The sequence below is a fragment of the Pectobacterium sp. 1950-15 genome, from assembly GCF_037136835.1.
Lineage (GTDB): Bacteria > Pseudomonadota > Gammaproteobacteria > Enterobacterales > Enterobacteriaceae > Pectobacterium.
Genome location: NZ_JBBBQR010000016.1, coordinates 22,623 through 42,972, shown reverse-complemented (window position 1 = coordinate 42,972; position 20,350 = coordinate 22,623). Strand labels below are relative to the sequence as shown.

The 20,350-nt window shown below is 52.9% G+C and carries 16 protein-coding genes; 12 read left to right on the top strand and 4 right to left on the bottom strand.

Features of this window, described 5'->3' with window-relative positions; translation table 11 throughout:
• The first annotated feature begins 26 nt into the window (after positions 1-26).
• The 4 genes from purB to WCT94_RS16620 all read left to right on the top strand — a co-directional run bounded on the left by purB (position 27) and on the right by WCT94_RS16620 (position 5,240).
• The gene (gene purB / locus WCT94_RS16635; RefSeq protein ID WP_015840110.1) at positions 27-1,397 is read left to right on the top strand and encodes an adenylosuccinate lyase; all 1,371 of its coding nucleotides are present in this window, start codon (positions 27-29) and stop codon (positions 1,395-1,397) included.
• Positions 1,398-1,646: 249 nt separating this feature from the next.
• Positions 1,647-2,336 carry a two-component system response regulator PhoP gene (gene phoP / locus WCT94_RS16630; RefSeq protein ID WP_336870468.1) on the top strand — a complete coding sequence of 230 codons (690 nt, stop codon included), beginning with the start codon at positions 1,647-1,649 and terminating at the stop codon, positions 2,334-2,336.
• Entirely contained in the window at positions 2,333-3,787 is a 1,455-nt protein-coding gene (phoQ, locus tag WCT94_RS16625) for a two-component system sensor histidine kinase PhoQ (protein ID WP_336870466.1), read from the top strand. The genes phoP and phoQ overlap by 4 nt, the downstream gene beginning before the upstream one ends.
• A gap of 331 nt (positions 3,788-4,118) precedes the next feature.
• Positions 4,119-5,240: a ribosomal protein uL16 3-hydroxylase gene (locus WCT94_RS16620; RefSeq protein ID WP_336870464.1), complete on the top strand. Its 1,122-nt coding sequence runs from the start codon at positions 4,119-4,121 to the stop codon at positions 5,238-5,240.
• Positions 5,241-5,318: 78 nt separating this feature from the next.
• On the opposite strand, the gene pepT is transcribed toward WCT94_RS16620, so the two are convergent.
• On the bottom strand, positions 5,319-6,551 hold the full coding sequence (pepT, locus tag WCT94_RS16615; protein ID WP_336870462.1) for a peptidase T: 1,233 nt from the start codon (positions 6,549-6,551) through the stop codon (positions 5,319-5,321).
• A gap of 360 nt (positions 6,552-6,911) precedes the next feature.
• Here pepT and potA point away from each other — a divergent pair, with 360 nt between their 5' ends.
• The 6 genes from potA to WCT94_RS16585 all read left to right on the top strand — a co-directional run bounded on the left by potA (position 6,912) and on the right by WCT94_RS16585 (position 12,533).
• Positions 6,912-8,027 (top strand): spermidine/putrescine ABC transporter ATP-binding protein PotA, encoded by a 1,116-nt coding sequence (gene potA, locus WCT94_RS16610; protein ID WP_336870460.1) that lies wholly within the window; start codon positions 6,912-6,914, stop codon positions 8,025-8,027.
• Positions 8,011-8,871, top strand: coding sequence for a spermidine/putrescine ABC transporter permease PotB (gene potB / locus WCT94_RS16605; protein WP_336870458.1), 861 nt, complete (start codon positions 8,011-8,013; stop codon positions 8,869-8,871). The genes potA and potB overlap by 17 nt, the downstream gene beginning before the upstream one ends.
• Positions 8,868-9,644: a spermidine/putrescine ABC transporter permease PotC gene (gene potC, locus WCT94_RS16600; RefSeq protein ID WP_011094002.1), complete on the top strand. Its 777-nt coding sequence runs from the start codon at positions 8,868-8,870 to the stop codon at positions 9,642-9,644. Before potB ends, potC begins: the two co-directional genes overlap by 4 nt.
• A gap of 100 nt (positions 9,645-9,744) precedes the next feature.
• Positions 9,745-10,788, top strand: a complete 1,044-nt coding sequence (potD, locus tag WCT94_RS16595; RefSeq protein WP_336870457.1) for a spermidine/putrescine ABC transporter substrate-binding protein PotD — start codon at positions 9,745-9,747, stop codon at positions 10,786-10,788.
• Between the two features lie 203 nt (positions 10,789-10,991).
• Positions 10,992-11,624, top strand: a complete 633-nt coding sequence (locus tag WCT94_RS16590; protein ID WP_336870456.1) for a YbhB/YbcL family Raf kinase inhibitor-like protein — start codon at positions 10,992-10,994, stop codon at positions 11,622-11,624.
• Between the two features lie 51 nt (positions 11,625-11,675).
• Positions 11,676-12,533, top strand: a complete 858-nt coding sequence (locus WCT94_RS16585) for a helix-turn-helix domain-containing protein (protein WP_336870455.1) — start codon at positions 11,676-11,678, stop codon at positions 12,531-12,533.
• Positions 12,534-12,675: 142 nt separating this feature from the next.
• Here the strand turns inward: WCT94_RS16585 and prc are convergent, their stop codons facing one another.
• From prc to WCT94_RS16570, 3 genes are all read right to left on the bottom strand, one after another.
• Positions 12,676-14,691 carry a carboxy terminal-processing peptidase gene (prc, locus tag WCT94_RS16580; RefSeq protein WP_336870454.1) on the bottom strand — a complete coding sequence of 672 codons (2,016 nt, stop codon included), beginning with the start codon at positions 14,689-14,691 and terminating at the stop codon, positions 12,676-12,678.
• Positions 14,692-14,710: 19 nt separating this feature from the next.
• Positions 14,711-15,484 (bottom strand): RNA chaperone ProQ, encoded by a 774-nt coding sequence (proQ, locus tag WCT94_RS16575; protein ID WP_336870453.1) that lies wholly within the window; start codon positions 15,482-15,484, stop codon positions 14,711-14,713.
• Positions 15,485-15,568: 84 nt separating this feature from the next.
• Entirely contained in the window at positions 15,569-16,075 is a 507-nt protein-coding gene (locus WCT94_RS16570; protein ID WP_319847557.1) for a GAF domain-containing protein, read from the bottom strand.
• 292 nt (positions 16,076-16,367) lie between these two features.
• Between WCT94_RS16570 and yebS the strand changes: the two genes are divergently transcribed.
• Both yebS and WCT94_RS16560 read left to right on the top strand, forming a co-directional pair.
• A complete protein-coding gene (gene yebS / locus WCT94_RS16565; protein ID WP_336870450.1) occupies positions 16,368-17,648 on the top strand; it encodes a membrane integrity lipid transport subunit YebS in 1,281 nt (426 codons plus the stop codon).
• A 2-nt stretch (positions 17,649-17,650) separates the two neighbouring features.
• Positions 17,651-20,293, top strand: coding sequence for a PqiB family protein (locus WCT94_RS16560; RefSeq protein ID WP_336870448.1), 2,643 nt, complete (start codon positions 17,651-17,653; stop codon positions 20,291-20,293).
• Positions 20,294-20,350 lie beyond the last annotated feature (57 nt).

Genomic DNA, 20,350 nt, shown 5'->3' with positions numbered 1-20,350 from the left:
GAAACCAATCTCAGGAGTTGCTTGCGATGGAATTATCCTCACTGACCGCCGTTTCCCCTATTGATGGACGCTACGGCGATAAAGTCAGCACGTTGCGCACCATTTTCAGTGAATTCGGTTTGCTGAAATTCCGTGTGCAGGTTGAAGTACGTTGGCTGCAAAAACTGGCAGCCTGTGCAGAGATCCAGGAAGTTCCTGCATTTGACGCTGACGCAAACGCTTTCCTTGATAAAATTGTCGCCGAATTCAGCGAAGAAGATGCGGCCCGCATTAAAACCATCGAGCGTACAACCAACCACGACGTGAAAGCCGTTGAGTACTTTCTGAAAGAGAAAGTTGCCGCGATTCCAGCACTGCACGCCGTCAACGAATTCATCCACTTCGCCTGTACGTCAGAAGATATCAACAACCTGTCTCATGCGCTGATGCTGGATTCTGCTCGCCGCGACGTCATCCTGCCGCACTGGCGTCAAATCATTGATGCGCTGAAAACGCTGGCGCAGGAATACCGCGATATCCCGCTGCTTTCCCGCACACACGGTCAACCCGCCACGCCATCCACCATCGGTAAAGAGTTCGCTAACGTGGCGTACCGTATGGAACGCCAATATCGTCAACTGCAACAGGTTGAGATTCTGGGCAAAATTAATGGCGCAGTCGGTAACTATAACGCTCATCTGGCTGCCTACCCGGAAGTAGACTGGCACCAGTTCAGCGAAAGCTTTGTCACCTCGCTGGGCATCAACTGGAACCCGTACACCACGCAGATCGAGCCGCACGATTACATCGCCGAGCTGTTCGATTGCATCGCGCGTTTCAACACAATTTTGATCGACTTTGACCGTGATATCTGGGGCTACATCGCGCTAAATCACTTCAAACAGAAAACTATTGCAGGTGAAATCGGTTCCTCCACCATGCCGCATAAAGTGAACCCGATTGACTTCGAAAACTCAGAAGGCAACCTGGGTCTGGCGAACGCCGTTTTGGCGCATCTGGCCAGCAAACTGCCAGTTTCTCGCTGGCAGCGTGACCTCACTGACTCGACCGTGCTGCGTAATCTGGGCGTCGGCGTTGGCTATGCGCTGATTGCGTATCAGGCCACGATGAAAGGCATCAGCAAACTGGAAGTGAACCGCGATCGTCTGGCTGACGAACTGGATCACAACTGGGAAGTGTTGGCAGAACCGATCCAAACGGTCATGCGCCGTTACGGGATTGAAAAGCCGTACGAGAAATTGAAAGAGCTGACGCGCGGTAAACGCGTCGATGCCGCGGGTATTCAGGAATTTATCGATGGTCTGGCATTACCGGAAGCGGAAAAAACGCGTCTGAAGGCCATGACACCAGCCAACTACATCGGCCGCGCTATCGCAATGGTCGATGACCTGAAATAAGCGTTCTCAAACCCGAACGTGACCTCTCTCTGGCGGGCGCCCTGCCCGCCAATTTTGTATAAGACCAAGCATTTCCAGCCCGTTTAAACCCGGTTTATTCTCCCTGTGGATAATTTAACAAATAAAATAAATAACGTTCTCTGCGTATAATGTTGATACGCGGGAGCGACATACGTGGCAGATGAAAGATAGGATACATAAAAATATTTCCATAAATATGGCCCTATCTATTCGACAGAGGATATAACGATGCGGATTCTGGTCGTTGAAGATAATGTATTATTGCGCCACCATTTAACCGTTCAGATGAACGAAATGGGGCATCAGGTTGACGCCGTGTCTGACGCCAAAGAAGCGGATTATTTTCTGCATGAGAATATGCCGGACATCGCCATTGTCGATCTCGGGTTACCCGATGAAGATGGCATGAGCATGATCCGTCGCTGGCGCGCGCATCAGGTCAAACTCCCGATTCTGGTGCTGACGGCCCGTGAAGGCTGGCAGGACAAAGTTGCCGTGCTGGAAGCCGGGGCGGACGATTACGTGACAAAACCGTTCCATATGGAAGAGGTTGTTGCGCGCTTGCAAGCGCTGATGCGACGCAACAGCGGGCTGGCATCGCAGGTCATCAGCCTGCCGCCCTTTGAGATCGACCTATCACGCCGCGAGCTGGTGATCCACGGATCGCCTATCAAGCTCACCGCGTTCGAATACACCATTATCGAGACGCTGATTCGCAACAAAGGAAAAGTCGTCAGCAAAGAGTCGCTGATGCTACAGCTGTACCCGGATGCAGAATTGCGGGAAAGTCATACTATTGACGTGCTGATGGGGCGACTGCGTAAGAAAATTCAGCAGGCAGACGCGCCGGATGTGATCACGACCGTGCGTGGACAAGGATATCGTTTTGATATTGATACGCCGTCAGGCTCAGTATGAGTGATAAGAAGCTGCCCTTCTCGCTTCGTATTCGTTTTTTACTCGCGACAGCGGCCATTGTGCTGGCGTTGTCGCTAGCCTATGGCGTCGTCGCCATTATCGGCTACAGCGTCAACTTTGATAAAACTTCATTCCGCTTGCTACGCGGCGAGAGTAACCTCTACTACAGCCTTGCACAGTGGCGCGATAACCAACTGAACATCATCACGCCGCCCGACGTTGATATCAACTTTCCCACACTGGTGTTGATATACGATGAGCATGGCAACATGCTCTGGCGCGAAAAGCACGTTCCCGAGCTGGAAGCGCTGATCAATCCGGAATGGCTGAATAAGACGGCCTATCATGAATTGGATACCGACACCGATACCAGCAGCGCGGTATTAACGGGCAATACCTTGTTACTGGGCAGTCTGCGAGCGCTGAATGGCGCACACAGCAATGCGTTAACGCATTCCATCGCCGTTAACGTTTATCCTAAGACCGAGCATCTCCCTTCCATCACGATTGTTGTCGTCGATCGCATTCCACAGGAGCTCCAGCAGGAAGACGTCGTGTGGGAGTGGTTCAGCTATGTTCTGATCGCCAACCTGCTGCTGGTGCTTCCTCTGTTGTGGCTGGGCGCCCACTGGAGCCTGCGTCCTATTCAGCATTTGGTAAAACAGATCGCCGAGCTGGAAAAAGGCACGCGCGAACAGTTGGATGAAAATCCGCCGCGCGAGTTGTTCAGTCTGGTGAAAAACCTGAATATCCTGCTGAATAATGAACGCCAGCGCTACCATAAGTACCGCACGACGCTCACCGACCTCACTCACAGTTTGAAAACACCGCTGGCCGTCTTGCAGACCACATTACGCGCGCTGCGTACCGGTAAAGAAATCACTATCGATCAGGCTGAGCCTATTATGCTGGCCCAGATCAGCCGCATCTCGCAGCAGATTGGCTATTACCTGCATCGCGCCAGCGTACGCTCCGAACATAATTTACTGATACGCGAAGTGCACTCGGTTCCGGCGCTGCTGGATGGCCTGTGTTCCGCGCTGAACAAGGTGTATCAACGCAAAGGCGTGGTGCTGACGCTCGATATTCCGCCCGAACTGACCTTCGTCGGTGAGAAGAATGACTTTATGGAAGTGATGGGCAATATTCTTGATAACGCCTGTAAGTACTGTCTGGAGTTTGTCGAGATTAGCGTGCAATACTCCGACCACAAGCTGCATCTGATTGTCGATGACGACGGCCCTGGCATCCACGAGAGTAAGCGCGAAATGATTTTTCTGCGCGGCCAGCGCGCCGATCGCATGCGCCCCGGGCAAGGTATCGGCCTTGCCGTCGCCGTCGAAATTATCGAACAGTATCAGGGTGAGATCCTCATCAGCGACAGCACACTGGGCGGTGCCCGAGTCGAAGCCATTTTCTCCCGCCAGAACCTGAGCCAGAATGAGGGGTGAAAGGCAGTACAGCGCGCGATGCTTCCGCTATACTCGTCATACTTCAAGTTGCATGTACGTTGGCTACGTTCGCTCACCCGAATCACTTACTTAAGTAAGCTCATCGGGATGAAATGAGAGACATCCTGTCTCTCACCGAAGGCCAGCCGTTGGCTGGTCAAATTCGTTCCTGACGAATTTGTCCTTCTCTTGCCGCCTGCATGAAACTCGAATTATTTAGAGTATAAACTTATTGCCACAATGCGGATTGTTTTAAAATACTGATTATTTCAAGAAAAATCATGTCTTCAAGAACAGTCATTTCCTCAAAAACGAGTTTCTGGAAAACAGTATGGACTATCAACTCAATCTCGATTGGCAGGATTTTTTAGCGAACTACTGGCAAAAGCGCCCGCTCCTGATTAAAGGCGGCTTCACGCATTTCATCGATCCGATTTCACCTGACGAACTCGCCGGTCTGGCGTTGGAAAACGAGGTCGATAGCCGTCTGGTCAGCCATCAAAACGGGCGCTGGCAAGTCAGCCACGGTCCTTTCGAGAGCTACGATCATCTGGGGGAAAGCAACTGGTCGCTGCTGGTACAGGCCGTCGATCACTGGCATGAGCCCTCCTCTGCCTTGATGCAGCCATTTCGACAACTGCCAGACTGGCGTACTGATGATTTGATGATTTCATTTTCCGTTCCCGGCGGTGGCGTAGGGCCGCATCTGGATCAGTATGATGTGTTCATCATTCAGGGTACGGGACGTCGCCGCTGGCGCATCGGTGAAAAAATACCGATGAAACAGCACTGTCCGCACCCAGACCTGCTACAGGTCGAGCCATTTGACGCGATTATTGATGAAGAGTTGGAACCGGGCGATATCATTTATATTCCACCGGGTTTCCCACACGAAGGCTATTCGCTGGAGAACTCGCTGAATTACTCGGTGGGGTTCCGGGCGCCAAATGCACGCGAGCTAGTCAGCGGCTTTGCGGACTATGTGCTTTCCCGTGAGCTCGGCAGCCATCGCTACAGCGATCCCGAGATTCCCTCTCGTGAGCATATCGCCAGCGTGCTACCGCAAGAGCTGGATGCACTGCAAAAAATGATGCTGGATTTGGTACAACAGCCGGAGCATTTTCAGAACTGGTTTGGTGAGTTTATTTCCCAGTCCCGCCATGAGCTCGATCTCTCACCGCCGGAGCCACCTTATCAGGCTGGCGAAGTGTATGAATATCTGCAACAGGGTGAGCCACTGCGTCGTTTAGGTGGCCTGCGGGTCATCTGCGTTGGGGATAGTTGCTTCGTTAACGGTGAGAAAGTGAACAGCACGCACAAGGCGGCGCTGTTTGCATTAGCTGAGCACACGACGATTGATGCGGAACAGTTGGGCGTTGCACTGGAAGATCCTTCCTTCCTCGCGCAACTCACCGTGCTGATCAACAGCGGCTACTGGTACTTCGCGGATTAAGGCCAAGTCTGAATAATCGTTAACACAATAATAAGGCGGGAATTTCCCGCCTTATTCATCTCTTCAGGATAGAAGCTATTACGGCTTCGCACGCAGCGCCGTCAATTCAGCAATGCGCATAATCACAGAAACCGCCTTTTCCATGCCTTCGAGCGTGACAAACTCATGTTTGCCATGATAGTTGTAGCCGCCGGTAAACAGGTTCGGGCACGGTAACCCCTGAAATGACAGGTGTGCGCCGTCAGTGCCACCGCGAATCGGTTTCATATTCGGTTCAATATCGCAATCCCGCATCGCCTGCTGCGCCAGCGCAATAATGTGCGGATGCTGCTCAACCTGCTCACGCATGTTGTAGTAGGTATCGGTAATCGTGACTTCAATGTAGCAATCCGGGTGCAGCCCTGCGCCGACCTTTTCCGCAATATCCAGCATGGTTTGTTTACGCAGTTCAAAGCCGTTGCGGTCAAAATCCCGAACGATGTAATGCAAATCTGCACGCTCTACAGAGCCTTTCATGCTGTGAAGGTGGTAGAACCCCTGATAGCCGTCCGTTTGCTCCGGTGATTGGCTCTCTGGCACCTGCTGGTGATAGCGAGAAGCGAGCGTCAGTGCATTAACCATCACGCCTTTGGCGCTACCGGGATGCACATTGTTGCCCACAATTTTCACCTGAACCGACGCGGCGTTAAAATTCTCATACTCCAGTTCGCCAACACCGCCGCCGTCCACGGTATAGGCCCACTGTGCGTTAAACGCTTTCACATCAAAAAACTGAGCGCCCTTGCCAATTTCTTCATCAGGTGTAAAGGCAACGCGAATATCGCCGTGCGGGAGATGGCTTTTTTTCAGGCGCACCAGCGCGGTCATAATTTCCGCAATCCCCGCTTTATCATCCGCTCCCAGCAGCGTTTTGCCATCGGTGGTAATCAGCGTGTGCCCCAGTAGCTGGTGCAGCACCGGGAACATTACGGGTGACAGCACTTCATCCCCCACGCCTAAGGCAATATCGCCGCCGCGGTAGTTTTCCAGAATCTGCGGATTAACATTCTTGCCGCTAAAATCCGGTGATGTATCCATATGAGAAATAAAGCCGATTGCCGGAACGGGCCAGGCAACGTTAGCCGGAAGCGTCGCCATCAGGCAGCCCTGCTTGCTGAGTACAACCTGTTCAAATCCCAGATCGAGCAATTCTTGCTGCAACGCACGCGCCAGCTTCAGTTGACCGTCGGTGCTCGGCACCTGCCGAACGCCGGATTTAGACTGTGTATCAAATGAAACGTAGTTCAAAAATCTGTCGAGTAATTTATCCATCTTATTTATGCCCCCTGAACCCTGAAAGGCATTATGGATAGGGCTACCCCGGTAGATATTGCGTCAGGTCAGTTTTTTTCCGATTTAACAAACTGTCAGATCAGAATTCAGGCCAAAAAGCGGCGCCTCCATCACGAAGAGCGCCCCAATCAGGTAACAATCAGGAAACATATACGTAAATTCATTGGCTGAATCACCACCAATTGGCCAGACGTAGGGCCACACAAGTTGGCGTTAAGCAACGTTTCCCGTAAAATGCCGCCCTTAACTGCGCACGCTGTCTGAAAGGTGATAACCCTTGGTACGATGCAACGGCAATACCGTTGGTCGGCCAAATCAGGAATATAGAGCTAGATCTTAATGAAAGAAAACTCCCTGACTGTGCCGGTCGTTGAATTGCTCAACGTCCATAAAGGCTTTGATGGCAAAGACATCATTTCACATTTTAATCTCACCATTAATAACGGTGAGTTTCTCACGATACTTGGCCCATCCGGCTGCGGCAAAACCACCGTACTGCGTCTGATTGCCGGTCTGGAAACGGTCGATAGCGGCAATGTCATGCTGGAAGAGCAGGACATCACCCACCAGCCCGCCGAGCAGCGACACATTAATACCGTATTTCAAAGCTATGCCCTGTTTCCTCACCTCAGCGTGTTTGAGAACGTGGCGTTTGGCCTGCGCATGCAGAAAACGCCCGCCGCAGAGATTGCGCCACGCGTGATTGACGCGTTGAAAATGGTGCAGTTGGAGGAACTGGCACAGCGCCGCCCGCACCAGTTGTCCGGCGGTCAGCAACAGCGCGTTGCCATCGCCCGCGCCGTCGTCAATCAGCCAAAAGTTCTGCTACTGGATGAATCCCTGTCCGCGCTCGATTATAAACTGCGTAAGCAGATGCAGAACGAACTGAAGGCGCTGCAACGTAAGCTGGGCATCACCTTTATTTTCGTCACGCACGATCAGGAAGAAGCGCTGACCATGTCCGACCGTATCGTGGTGATGCGCGACGGACGTATTGAGCAAGACGGAACACCGCGTGAAATCTACGAAGAGCCGAAAAACCTATTCGTCGCCAGCTTTATCGGTGAAATCAATATCTTTGATGCCATCGTGCTGGAGCCGTTGGACGAACAGCGGGTGCGCGCTCAGGTCGAAGGCCATGAGTGCGTTATCACCGCAAGCTTTCCGGTCACCGTCGGCCAACACCTCAACGTGCTGCTGCGACCAGAAGATTTACGCGTCGAAGAACTGGCCGACGGTATGCAGGCGGAAGGGATGGTGGGTTACGTGCGCGAGCGCAACTATAAAGGCATGACGCTGGAATCCAACATCGAGTTGGAAAACGGCAAGATGGTCATGGTCAGCGAGTTCTTTAACGAAGACGATCCCGACTTCGATCATTCACTCAACCAGAAAGTCGACGTCACCTGGGTGGAAAGCTGGGAGGTTGTCCTGCACGATGAAGAAGTCGCGTAAACGCTTTCAAAACATCATTATCACACTCATCGTTGCCTGGCTGGTGCTATTCGTTTTCCTGCCCAACCTGATGATCATCGCAACCAGCTTTCTGACACGCGACGACACACATTTCGTCAGTCTGGTCTTTACGCTGGAAAACTATACGCGATTGGTCGATCCGCTTTATGCTTCAGTCTTGCTGCATTCGCTGAACATGGCCGTTATCGCCACGCTCTGCTGTCTGCTGCTGGGCTATCCGTTTGCTTTTATTCTGGCGCGCTTACCGAAAAAAATTCAGCCGCTGATGCTGTTTCTGCTGATTGTGCCGTTTTGGACCAACTCACTGATCCGCATTTACGGGCTGAAAATTTTTCTGAGTACGCGCGGCCACCTGAATGAATTCCTGCTCTGGACTGGCCTGATTGATACGCCGCTGCGGATCATGTACACCTCCGAAGCCGTGATTCTCGGCCTGATTTACATCCTGCTGCCTTTCATGGTGCTGCCGCTCTATTCCAGCATTGAGAAGCTCGATAAATCCTACCTGGAAGCCGCCCGCGATCTGGGTGCCAATAAGTGGCAAACCTTTACTCGCGTGGTAATCCCGCTGACCATGCCGGGGATTATCGCTGGCTGCCTGCTGGTGCTGCTGCCCGCCATGGGACTGTTTTTCGTGGCCGACCTGATGGGCGGAGCCAAGAATCTGCTGATCGGTAACGTCATTAAAAGCCAGTTCCTCAATATCCGCGATTGGCCGTTTGGTGCCGCGACCAGTATCTGCCTGACGCTGGTCATGGGTGTGCTGCTGTTTATCTACTACCGCACAGCCCGCCTGCTGAACAAAAAGGGAGAGCTGGAATGACCGGACGCTTAATCCGCGGTGGATTTATGTCCATCATTTACGCTTACCTGTACATCCCGATCATTATTCTGATCGTGAACTCCTTTAATCAGGCGCGCTTTGGCATCAACTGGCAGGGATTTACGCTGGACTGGTATCGGCTGCTGATGAACAATGACAGCCTGCTTCAGGCCGCACAGCATTCGCTGACGATGGCCGTTTTTTCTGCAACGTTCGCTACGCTAATTGGTTCCCTAACCGCCGTTGCGCTGTATCGCTACCGCTTTCGCGGCAAACCTTTTGTCGGCGGCATGCTGTTCGTGGTGATGATGTCGCCGGATATCGTGATGGCGATCTCACTGCTGGTGCTCTTCATGCTGCTGGGCATCTCGCTCGGATTCTGGTCGCTGCTGTTTTCCCACATCACGTTCTGCCTGCCGTTTGTGGTGGTGACCGTCTATTCGCGCCTGAAAGGTTTTGACGTGCGGATGCTGGAAGCCGCGCGCGATTTGGGTGCCAGCGAAGTGATTATTCTGCGCAAAATCATTCTGCCGCTGGCGATGCCCGCGGTGGCAGCCAGTTGGCTACTCAGCTTTACGCTGTCGATGGATGACGTGGTGGTGTCCTCGTTTGTCACCGGCCCCGCGTATGAAATTCTGCCGTTGAAGATTTACTCGATGGTGAAGGTTGGCGTCTCCCCTGAAGTCAACGCGTTGGCGACAATTTTACTCATTCTGTCGCTCGTGCTAGTGCTCAGTAGTCAGCTGATTTTACGCGACCGCACCGGAAAATAAGGTGGCGGCAAGCACGATGAATATCGGTTTTTTCATATCTGCCTGTAAGAACCTATTCCAGGTGGGTATTTCCTTTGGGACTCGTAAAGAGGTAAACATAATGAAAAAGTGGCCACACCTACTGGCAGCCTGTGCGCTGGCATTTGGCATCAGTACCGCCAATGCTAACGACGGCAAAACGCTCTATTTCTATAACTGGACCGAATACGTGCCGCCGGGTCTGTTGGAACAGTTCACTAAAGAAACGGGCATCAAGGTGATTTACTCCACCTATGAATCCAACGAGAGTATGTATGCCAAGCTGAAAACCTATAAAGACGGTGCCTACGATCTGGTCGTGCCATCAACCTATTTCATCTCCAAGATGAGCAAAGAAGGCATGCTGCAAAAGATTGATACCAGCAAGCTCAGCAACTTCCATAATCTCGATCCGAACCTGCTGCACAAGTCCTTCGATCCGAACAATGACTACTCGATTCCCTATATCTGGGGCGCGACGGCAATTGGTGTTAATCATGAAGTGATTGACCCCGCCAGCGTCACCCGCTGGGCCGACCTATGGGATACGAAGTATAAAAACAGCCTGCTGCTGACGGACGATGCGCGCGAGGTATTCCAAATTGCCCTGCGTAAGCTGGGTTATTCCGCGAATACCACCGATCCGAAAGAAATTGAGGCCGCGTATAAAGAGCTGCAAGCGCTGATGCCGAATGTGCTGACGTTCAACTCAGACAACCCCGGCAACCCGTTTATCGAAGGCGAAGTCAATCTGGGTATGGTGTGGAACGGCTCTGCCTACGTGGCGCGTCAGGCAGGCACACCGTTGGACGTCATCTGGCCTAAAGAAGGCGGCATCTTCTGGATGGACAGTCTGGCGATTCCGGCCAATGCCAAAAACGTTGACGGCGCGATGAAGCTGATCGATTTCCTGCTGCGCCCGGAAGTGGCGGCACAGGTTGCGGAAACGATCGGCTATCCGACGCCAAATCTGGCAGCGAAAAAACGACTGCCAGCGGAGGTTTCAGGGGACAAAACGCTGTACCCGGATGATGACACCATCGCAAAAGGCGAATGGCAGAACGACGTTGGCAGCGCCAGCGCGCTGTATGAAACCTACTTCCAGCAGCTAAAAGCGGGTCGTTAGTCGCACGCGCTATCGCGATACACACCAACTACGTCATAACGGCTTCCCTTATCGGAAGCCGTTTTTTCACATTGCCTCACAGCATCTCACCCCCTCAAATTGACAGCTAAAAGCATTATCCTGACGGCATTAGGAAAATAATTGTGCTCCGCTTCTTCTATAATGATGCCACACCCACCGGAATCACGATAAGGAGCACCACCATGCTACAACTCTCCAGCCACAGTTTTCAGGACGGCGGCACTATCCCGGGCGAGTTTGCCTTTGCCGTACCGGACGCAAATAGCCACATTGCACTGTCTTCTAACCACAATCCTCATCTTGCCTGGCACGGCGCGCCCGAAGGGACGCAGTCTTTCGTGTTGATCTGCCACGACCCGGATGTCCCCAGCCGTGGTGACGATGTGAATCAGGAAGGTCGTGAGGTTAGCGCGTCTCTGCCACGTGTCGATTTCTACCACTGGCTATTGTTGGATATTCCAGCCAACGTCAGTGAGATTCCCGCCGCTTCGCATTCCAATACGATTACCCCACGTGGGAAAGCAGGCCCGGATGCACCAACAGGCCTCAGACACGGCATTAATGATTACACCGCCTGGTTTGCCACAGACGAGCAGATGAAAGGCACCTACTATGGCTATGATGGCCCTTGCCCGCCGTGGAACGATGCGCGGGTTCATCACTACATTTTCACGCTTTACGCTCTCGCAACGCCGTCTTTAGCGATCGAGGGTGAGCTTAACGGGGCGAATGCCCGTGCTGCACTCGCCAACGCCCCTGTATTAGCGGAAGCCAAACTCACCGGGCTGTATACGCTGAACCCAGCCTTGTTGTGATTCATAATAAGTGATGAAAATGACGCGTGATAAGAATGACAGGCTACAAACGTGACCGTATTACGCTCAGCGACTCCGCCTCTTCGTGAGGCGGACTGGACATTGCCGTCAGGCCAGCCGCTACAGCGGTATGGCCTGTGTGCGCTAGCTCAGCCGCACTTGCGCACGCCGCAGCAGACAACCCGTTTTCATTTTTATGAAGCCACGCTGCTGCTGGTTCTCTCCGGCCACTTGACCCTTCTCGAACAGAATGGCACAACGATTGTCGATACCCCGTCTCAGCTTTGCCTGATTACGCCTGATGCCAGTGCCGATTTGACGAAAACGCCCGGCGGTCATGATGCCGTTTTCCGGTCAGTCTTTCTGACGTTTTCATCCACGCTTTTGGCACGGTTTTATCACCGCTATCCTGAAAAATTAGCTCCTGTCCATCATCCTGCTCCTTTCACATGCCTCGCACTGGATGACGAACTTATCCGCACATTACAGTATCTGGTTGAGGGTATTACGAGCGATGCACTCAGTGAATCGCGCCTCGAACTGCGTCTGATGGATATGCTGCTGGTGCTGTCGGAACGGGGATACCATTTTGGCGCACCGCCGCAGCCTGGCATTACGACACAGCTGCGTGCGCTTATCAGTGAAGAACCGGAACATCACTGGACTGCACAGTCTGCGGGGCGACGGCTGGCGATGAGCGAGGCTACGCTGCGCCGGAGACTATCCACCGAGCAGACGCGTTTTGAAGTGCTGTTGTTGGAGACGCGAATGCAGCACGCGATGATGCTGGTGCAGACGACGTCATGGAGTATGCAACGTCTGGCTGAAGCCTGCGGATATAAATCCTCGGCGCGTTTTTCCGAACAGTTTAAAACCCGTTTTGGCTGTTCACCCACCAAGATTCGTTAATCGCCATTTACTACAATACATATCCTGCCGTATTCAACGCAGTACTGCTGTGAAAACAACGATTATCTTCAAAAAAAAGCGCCCTGTTGGATAACCCACAGGGCGCTTGACGATCTCAGACAATCAGGGCGATTTTAGCGTATCAGTCTTTCTGTTCCTGCGCTAAATCGTGAGCGATTTTCACCGTTTCATCCAGATAAGGATCGGGAGCCTGATAATCTTTCGGCAAATCTTCCAGCGCTTTGAGCGGTTTCTTACCTTCTCTCGCCAGTCGATCGTTAATCCGCTTCAGACGCATCGCTTCATCATCGTCATTCTCTTTCTCGCGCTGAGCAAGATTGAGCGACACGATGTTGCGCTTATCCTTCAGCGCGTTGTAGCGGGCAATATCTTGCGCGACGTACTGGAACTCAGGATCTTTAGCGATACGCTCCTGATGATGCTCATTCAGTGTGCTAATCAGCGCTTTCAGATCGCCACTCTTCGTATAGTTAGCCGCTTTGATGCTGTCCCACGGTAGCGCGTTATCTTCAAACTTCTCGCCGGTATCTACCGTTTCCGTACCGGTGGGCATCATCACGTCAGGCGTCACGCCTTTCATCTGAGTACTGCCGCCGTCAATGCGATAGAACTTCTGAATCGTGTATTGCACGGAACCCAGCGCTGGCCAGTCGGGACGCAGCATCTGATCGTAAATCCGATTCAGCGAGCGATACTGCTGCACGGTGCCTTTACCAAACGTCGGTTCACCCACGATCAAGGCACGACCATAATCCTGCATCGCCGCCGCAAAGATCTCGGAAGCGGAAGCACTAAAGCGGTCTACCAGTACCACCAGCGGGCCTTTGTAATACACAATGCCGTCGGTGTCGCTGTCTTCACGCACTTTGCCATTATTATCGCGTACCTGAACGACGGGGCCACTAGGAATAAACAGGCCGGAAAGCCCTACCGCTTCCGTCAGCGCACCGCCGCCGTTAGTACGTAAGTCAATCACAATGCTGCTGACGTTCTGTTTTTCCAGCTTCTGAAGCTGAACTTTTACGTCATCCGTTAGGCCGACATAGAAGCCGGGGATATCCAGCACGCCGACTTTGTCTTTGCCGACCGTCTTGACGGACATTTTGACCGCACGATCTTCAAGACGGATACGTTCGCGCGTCAGCGTGACAATACGGGTTTTCGTCCCTTTGCCTGCGGGCAGAATTTCCAGACGCACCTTGCTGCCTTTTGGCCCTTTAATTAGCGCGACCACATCATCCAGACGCCAGCCGATAACATCGACCATCGGCTTGCCGCTTTGGCCTACGCCAACGACACGGTCACCCACGGTAATGTTTTTGCTTTTCGCTGCCGGCCCACCGGGCACCATGGAATTAATCATGGTGTAGTCGTCATCCATCTGCAGCACCGCACCAATCCCTTCGAGCGACAGGCTCATTTCGGTATTGAATTGCTCGGTGTTACGCGGTGACAGATAGCTGGTATGCGGGTCGATTTCACGCGCAAAGGCGTTCATAACGAGTTGGAAAACATCTTCGCTGTTGCTCTGCGCCAAGCGGCGAATCGCAAACTGGTAACGCTTGGTTAGCGTCTCTTTGATGTCTTTATCATCTTTACCGGTCAGCTTCAGGCTGAGCCAGTCATATTTTACCTTGGCATCCCACAGGCGGTTAAGCTCACCGACGTTCTGCGGCCAAGGGGCTTTGCTGCGATCAAGCTCAAACGTGTCATTGCCCGTCAGATCGACCGGTTTATCCAGCAGCGACAGCGCATATTGAAAACGCTCAAACCGACGCTTCTGCGCCAGATTATATAACGCGTACGGAACGTCCAGTTGACCGGATTTCAGCGCGTCACCCAACTGGGCTTTTTGCCCGGCAAATTGCGCCACATCAGAGGCCAACAGCACGTTGTGGCTGTAGTCCAGCATGTTGAGGTAGCGGTTAAAAATTTTCTCAGAAAACTGCGCATCCAGCATAAACTGGCGATAATGCGAACGCAGGAAACGTGAGGCCACCCGGTCGCTAACGGTAGCATGTTGAGGCTCCTGATGTAGCTGAGGGATCTGCTCAACACGCGTAATGTTTTCATTTGCAAAACTAGAGCCCGCCAGCAGTAAGCCTGCGATGGCGGTTATTCTGACTAAGTTGTTCATGCCCAGGTTGGCCTCCGTATCAGAACTGCAAATGTTCTGCGCGTACAATCATTGCCAGTCCAGAAGCCAATTGTACTCTGACTTCGCCTTTGGCAATTTCAAGCACGGTGGCATCCATGGCGTCTTTGCCGGCTCTGACTTTGATTTCCTGACCGATTTGCAGTTTGGAAACATCCGTAACCGCGACCCGCTGACGCTCATTGCTGGCAGGTTTTGCCTGACGAGATTGAGCATTGGCTGATTGCTGAGAAGAGGACTGCGATTGGTCGGAAGAAGGCTGACGTGGTTTACGCGGTGCACGGTTTTGAGACGCACGGTTTTGAGACGCATTGTTTTGCGGTGCATTGCTTGAAGCATCGCGACGTGGCGCACGCTTCTGAGCGGGACGAGGAGTACGTGCCGCATCTGCCGATTCTCCGGCTGCTTCACGTTTTTTCGCCTGCTGCTCAGCGCGCTGAGCCTGAACTCGCGCTTTCGCTTCTTCCAACTGCGTGCGGGCATGATCGACATGCTGCTGTTCCAACTCGCCGCACGGATTACCATCCAGATCGACACGTTGGGCACCCAATTTTACACCGTACAGATAGCGCCAGCTTGAGGTATAAAGACGCAGCGCAGAGCGTAATTGCGTCTTACTGACGTTATCGGACTCCGGTACACGCTCAACAAGATCTTGAAAAATACCGATCTTTAACGGACGAGTTTCACCTTCAGTGGTGAAACAAAGCGGGAACCGCTCTGCCAAAAAGGCAATAACTTCTTTACTACTGTTCAACTTAGGTTGATTTTCCATGAAATTTCCTGATTACAACGGGTTTGCCAACCGGCGCAGGCATGAACAGGCGTCATTATAATGACGCCATCGGCAATTGCCACGTTAACCTTGTCTCAACATGAGAGAATTGATGAATGTCATCACATCGCTCGCTTCCAGTTGAGCACAAAGTACGCTAACCACGGCCTTCAGACCTTCTTCATCATCCGCGTCAAAACGCTGATAAAGGGTACTGTCAATATCCAGAACGCCAATCAGTTGCCCGTTAACGACAAGCGGTAGCACGATTTCCGCATTACTCGCGGCATCACAGGCGATATGACCGGGGAACGCATGAACATCATCCACGCGCTGAATGCGATTTTCAGCTATCGCCGTACCGCATACACCTTTGCCAACAGGAATACGCACACAGGCAACCTTGCCCTGAAACGGCCCCAGGAAAAGCGTGTCGTTATCCAACAGGTAAAATCCTGCCCAGTTAACCCCATCCAAACGCTCAAACAGCAGCGCACTACTGTTTGATAAGATCGTAATAAAACGGTTTTCATCCGCGATAAGCGATGACATGTCGCGAATGAGATCCTGATAAAATTCTTGTTTATTCATAAAGTATATCGTTGTCTTTTCAACACAGTGCGAACAATTCCCGCACAGACTGCATTAGCATCGGTTACAGAATGCCATAAGATTAGCGCCTTCGCGCGAAGAATCATTCGCTTTACTGTAACGCTGTCACGCATATCGTGCTATTTCCACCTGAAAAATAATATCGGGCAGAGATCAGAGCCTTATATGAATTTATCATTCGTTGAGCCTTCAGTTACACTAAATAGCTGTGAATACGTTATCTATCGTGAATATAACGGAACTCAACACCTTCTACCGGATCGCAGGAAAAATGAAAATACAGACTATCGCCAGTCCTGCGCCGTTTCCTTCTCCCCGACCGCCGTTAACCGAGGGGGCGAAAAGGTCTGTACCTGCGATCGATCGTTATCATCGTTGCCCAGAATGTGATGCTTTTTTTGCGCTACCGTCGTTGAAGCGTAACCAGACAGCGAACTGTCCACGCTGCGATGCCAAAGTCAGCTCGGGCAGAGACTGGCCGATTTCTCGACTGGCTGCAATGGCCGTTGCCATGCTGGTATTGATGCCGTTTGCCTTCACTGAACCGTTAATCAGTATTCGTCTTCTGGGCGTCACCATCAATGCCAGCCTGTTTGAAGGCATTTGGCAGATCACCCGCCAGGGGCATCCGCTCACGGCAAGCATGGTCGCCTTCTGTACCGTTGGTGCGCCGCTCACGCTGGTCTTTTCGCTGTTATACCTGTTCTTTGCCCCCCGAATCGGCATGAATCTGCGCCCCATCCTGCTCATGTTGCAACGGTTAAAAGAGTGGATGATGCTGGATATCTATCTGGTCGGTATGGCCGTCGCTGCGATCAAAGTCCGTGAATTCGCGGATGTTCAGGCGGGTATCGGGCTGGTCGCCTTTCTGGCGCTGATGAGCTTAAGTCTGTTGACGCTGATTCACTTAAATACCGACCAGCTTTGGCAACGGTTTTACCCGCGCATGAGGCCATTGATTTCGCCAGATCGCTATCGAATCTGCCTTTCCTGCCATTTCACCAGTTCGCCTGACAATCGGGGGCGTTGCCCTCGTTGCCATATTCCGCTTCGCTTACGCCAGCGGCACAGTCTGCAAAAATCCTGGGCAGCACTGATTGCTTCCATCATTTTACTGTTCCCCGCTAACCTGTTGCCCATATCAATTATTTATGTCAACGGCGCCCGTACAGAAGACACGATCTTCTCCGGCATTCTTTCGCTCGCATCAGGCAATGTTCCTGTTGCGCTGGTGGTGTTTATTGCCAGTATTCTGGTGCCGTTTACTAAAGTGATGGTGCTGTTCGGGCTGCTGGTCAGTATCCATCTCCGGTCAGAAGGCAATATCATGATGCGCATGAAGATGCTGCGCGTTATCCGCTGGATTGGCCGCTGGTCTATGCTCGATTTATTTGTGATTGCCCTGACGATGTCGCTTGTCAATCGCGATCAATTACTCGCTTTCACCATGGGGCCTGCTGCTTTTTACTTTGGCGCGGCGGTGATTCTCACTATCCTTGCCGTTGAATGGCTGGATAGCCGACTGATGTGGGATAACACTGATGTGGAATAACAATGCAAGATAATACGTCCGGGACACCAACCGAAGCGACGGTGAAAAACAAGCGTCGCCTGTCGCCATTCTGGCTGCTGCCGCTGATTGCTCTGATGATTGCCGGCTGGCTGATTTACACCAATCAGCAGGAGCGTGGGGCCTCCGTCACCATTGATTTCGTCTCCGCTGACGGGATTGTCGCCGGGCGTACTCCCGTGCGCTATCAGGGGGTAGAAGTCGGCACGGTGCAAAATATCAAACTGAGCGAAGACCTGCGTACCATTCAGGTCGAAGCCAGTATCAAAAGCGATATGAAGGAAGCGTTGCGCAGCGGTACGCAGTTCTGGCTGGTTACCCCGAAAGCGTCTCTCGCTGGGGTGTCAGGACTGGATGCGCTGGTGGGCGGTAACTACATCGGTATGATGCCCGGCTCTGGCGATCCGCAAGAGCACTTTTCCGCGCTGGACACGCAGCCCAAGTACCGCGTGAACACCGGTGAATTGCTAATTCATCTCTATGCGGACGACCTCGGTTCACTGAACACCGGTTCGCTGGTTTACTACCGCAAAATCCCGGTGGGAAAAGTCTACGACTATACGGTTTCTCAGGATCGTCGTGGGGTCATGATTGACGTGCTGGTGGAACGCCGTTTCACCCATCTGGTGAAGAAGAACAGCCGCTTCTGGAACGTGTCTGGCTTTAATGCGGACATCAGCGTCAGCGGTGCGAAAATTGAGATGGAGAATCTGGCGGCGCTGGTTAATGGTGCAATCGCGTTCGATTCGCCGGAAGAGAGCGAAGACGCGGGTGCCGAACAATCCTACCGCCTCTATCCCGATCTGGCGCAAAGCCAGCGCGGGGTAAAAATCGCGCTGGATTTACCTTCCGGCGACAGTCTATCCGAAGGCCGCACCCCGCTGATGTATCAGGGTTTGGAAGTCGGCACGCTGAATAAAATCACCTTGAACCCGGACGACGGCAAGGTCAGCGGAGAGCTGATCATCGATCCTTCCGTGGTTTCGCTGATGCGTGAAGGCACACGTATCGAACTCAGCAAGCCTCAGCTTTCACTCAGCGACCTGAATGTTTCACGCCTGCTAAGCGGCCCAACGCTGACGCTCATCCCGGGTGAAGGCGAACCTCACCAGCATTTTACCGTGCTGGATAGCGGGCAACAGCAGCTCACCCAGCCTGGCGCGCTTTCTATTCAGCTCACGGCGGCACAAAGCTACGGCATTGATAGCGGCCAACCCGTGCTGCTGCACGGCGTCCAGATTGGTCAGGTGGTGAAGCGCACGCTCGATGAACAAGGCGTCAGCTTCATTTTGGTGATCGAGCCACGATATCGCCAGCTATTGCACCGCGACAGCAAATTCATCGTTAACAGTCGCGTAAATGTGAAAATGGGGCTGGATGGGATTCAAGTGTTGGGCGCTAGCGCCCAAGAGTGGGTCAACGGCGGCATTCAGGTTTTACCGGGCAGCAAAGGCGACGTGCAGACCCGTTACCCACTGTTCAGCGATCTCGAAAAAGCCGAGGAAGGCATTCGCGGTTCCACCCCCTCACCTACCCTCACCTTAGTGACCGATAGCCTGCCGGATATTCAGGACGGTTCCATCGTGCTGTACCGTAAATTCCAGGTAGGTGAAATCATGCGGGTGCGGCCAAAGGCGGATACCTTTGAGGTTGACGTTTATATTCGTCCCGAACACCGCAAGCTACTGACGGAAAACAGCGTGTTCTGGGCAGAAGGCGGCGCCCGTGTGCAGTTGAATACCTCGGGTCTGACCGTGCAGGCTTCCCCGCTGAATCGGGCGCTTAAGGGGGCTATCAGTTTTGATAACCTGGAAGGCGCACCGGAAATTAAAGGCGGCAAACGCGTCCTGTACAACAACGAAACGGCGGCGCGCGCCGTGGGCAGCCGCATCATTCTGCGCACCTACGACGCCAGTAAGCTCGCGCCGGGCATGCCGATTCGTTATCTGGGTATTGATATCGGTCAGTTAGATTCGCTGAAACTGTCCGAACAGCGTAACGAAGTGCTGGTGCAGGCCGTGCTCTATCCTGAATATGTGCGTAATTTCGCCCGTGCCGGCACGCGTTTTTCCGTCGTCACACCGGAAATTTCCGCCGCTGGCGTGAACCATCTGGAAACGCTATTCCAGCCCTATATCAACGTCGAACCGGGTAACGGCAGCGTCACGCGCAATTTTGAGCTGCAACAGGCCACTATCTCCGATTCTCGCTATCAGGACGGCCTGAATATCAGCGTTGACGCACCGGAAGCGGGCGCGTTGCAGGTCGGTACGCCTGTGCTGTTCCGCGGCATTGAAGTCGGTACGGTAACCGGGCTGTCACTGGGCACGCTCTCCGACCGTATTGCCGTATCGCTACGCATCAGCAAACGCTATCAGCATTTGGTGCGCGATAATTCCGTCTTCTGGCAGGCTTCGGGTTACAACCTGGAATTCGGATTGGTTGGCGGCGTCATCAAGAGCGGAACCTTCCAGCAGTTTATTCGCGGCGGTATCGCTTTCGCCACGCCGCCTAGCACACCGCTTGCGCCTAAGGCACAGGAAGGGAAACATTTCCTGCTACGAAACGAGGAACCTAAAGAGTGGCGACAATGGGGTACGGCGATTCCAAATCCCCCTAATAATTAACGCACACACCTGACAGGGCGACGGCGATCGCCCTGTCGTTTTCACGTGCCGTCTTGT

Excerpts from the sequence above, each read along its gene's own strand:
- purB (WP_015840110.1), top strand. The coding sequence starts at position 27 with ATGGAATTATCCTCACTGACCGCCGTTTCCCCTATTGATGGACGCTAC.
- phoP (WP_336870468.1), top strand. The coding sequence starts at position 1,647 with ATGCGGATTCTGGTCGTTGAAGATAATGTATTATTGCGCCACCATTTA.
- phoQ (WP_336870466.1), top strand. The coding sequence starts at position 2,333 with ATGAGTGATAAGAAGCTGCCCTTCTCGCTTCGTATTCGTTTTTTACTC.
- WCT94_RS16620 (WP_336870464.1), top strand. The coding sequence starts at position 4,119 with ATGGACTATCAACTCAATCTCGATTGGCAGGATTTTTTAGCGAACTAC.
- pepT (WP_336870462.1), bottom strand. The coding sequence starts at position 6,551 with ATGGATAAATTACTCGACAGATTTTTGAACTACGTTTCATTTGATACA.
- potA (WP_336870460.1), top strand. The coding sequence starts at position 6,912 with ATGAAAGAAAACTCCCTGACTGTGCCGGTCGTTGAATTGCTCAACGTC.
- potB (WP_336870458.1), top strand. The coding sequence starts at position 8,011 with ATGAAGAAGTCGCGTAAACGCTTTCAAAACATCATTATCACACTCATC.
- potC (WP_011094002.1), top strand. The coding sequence starts at position 8,868 with ATGACCGGACGCTTAATCCGCGGTGGATTTATGTCCATCATTTACGCT.
- potD (WP_336870457.1), top strand. The coding sequence starts at position 9,745 with ATGAAAAAGTGGCCACACCTACTGGCAGCCTGTGCGCTGGCATTTGGC.
- WCT94_RS16590 (WP_336870456.1), top strand. The coding sequence starts at position 10,992 with ATGCTACAACTCTCCAGCCACAGTTTTCAGGACGGCGGCACTATCCCG.
- prc (WP_336870454.1), bottom strand. The coding sequence starts at position 14,691 with ATGAACAACTTAGTCAGAATAACCGCCATCGCAGGCTTACTGCTGGCG.
- proQ (WP_336870453.1), bottom strand. The coding sequence starts at position 15,484 with ATGGAAAATCAACCTAAGTTGAACAGTAGTAAAGAAGTTATTGCCTTT.
- WCT94_RS16570 (WP_319847557.1), bottom strand. The coding sequence starts at position 16,075 with ATGAATAAACAAGAATTTTATCAGGATCTCATTCGCGACATGTCATCG.
- yebS (WP_336870450.1), top strand. The coding sequence starts at position 16,368 with ATGAAAATACAGACTATCGCCAGTCCTGCGCCGTTTCCTTCTCCCCGA.
- WCT94_RS16560 (WP_336870448.1), top strand. The coding sequence starts at position 17,651 with ATGCAAGATAATACGTCCGGGACACCAACCGAAGCGACGGTGAAAAAC.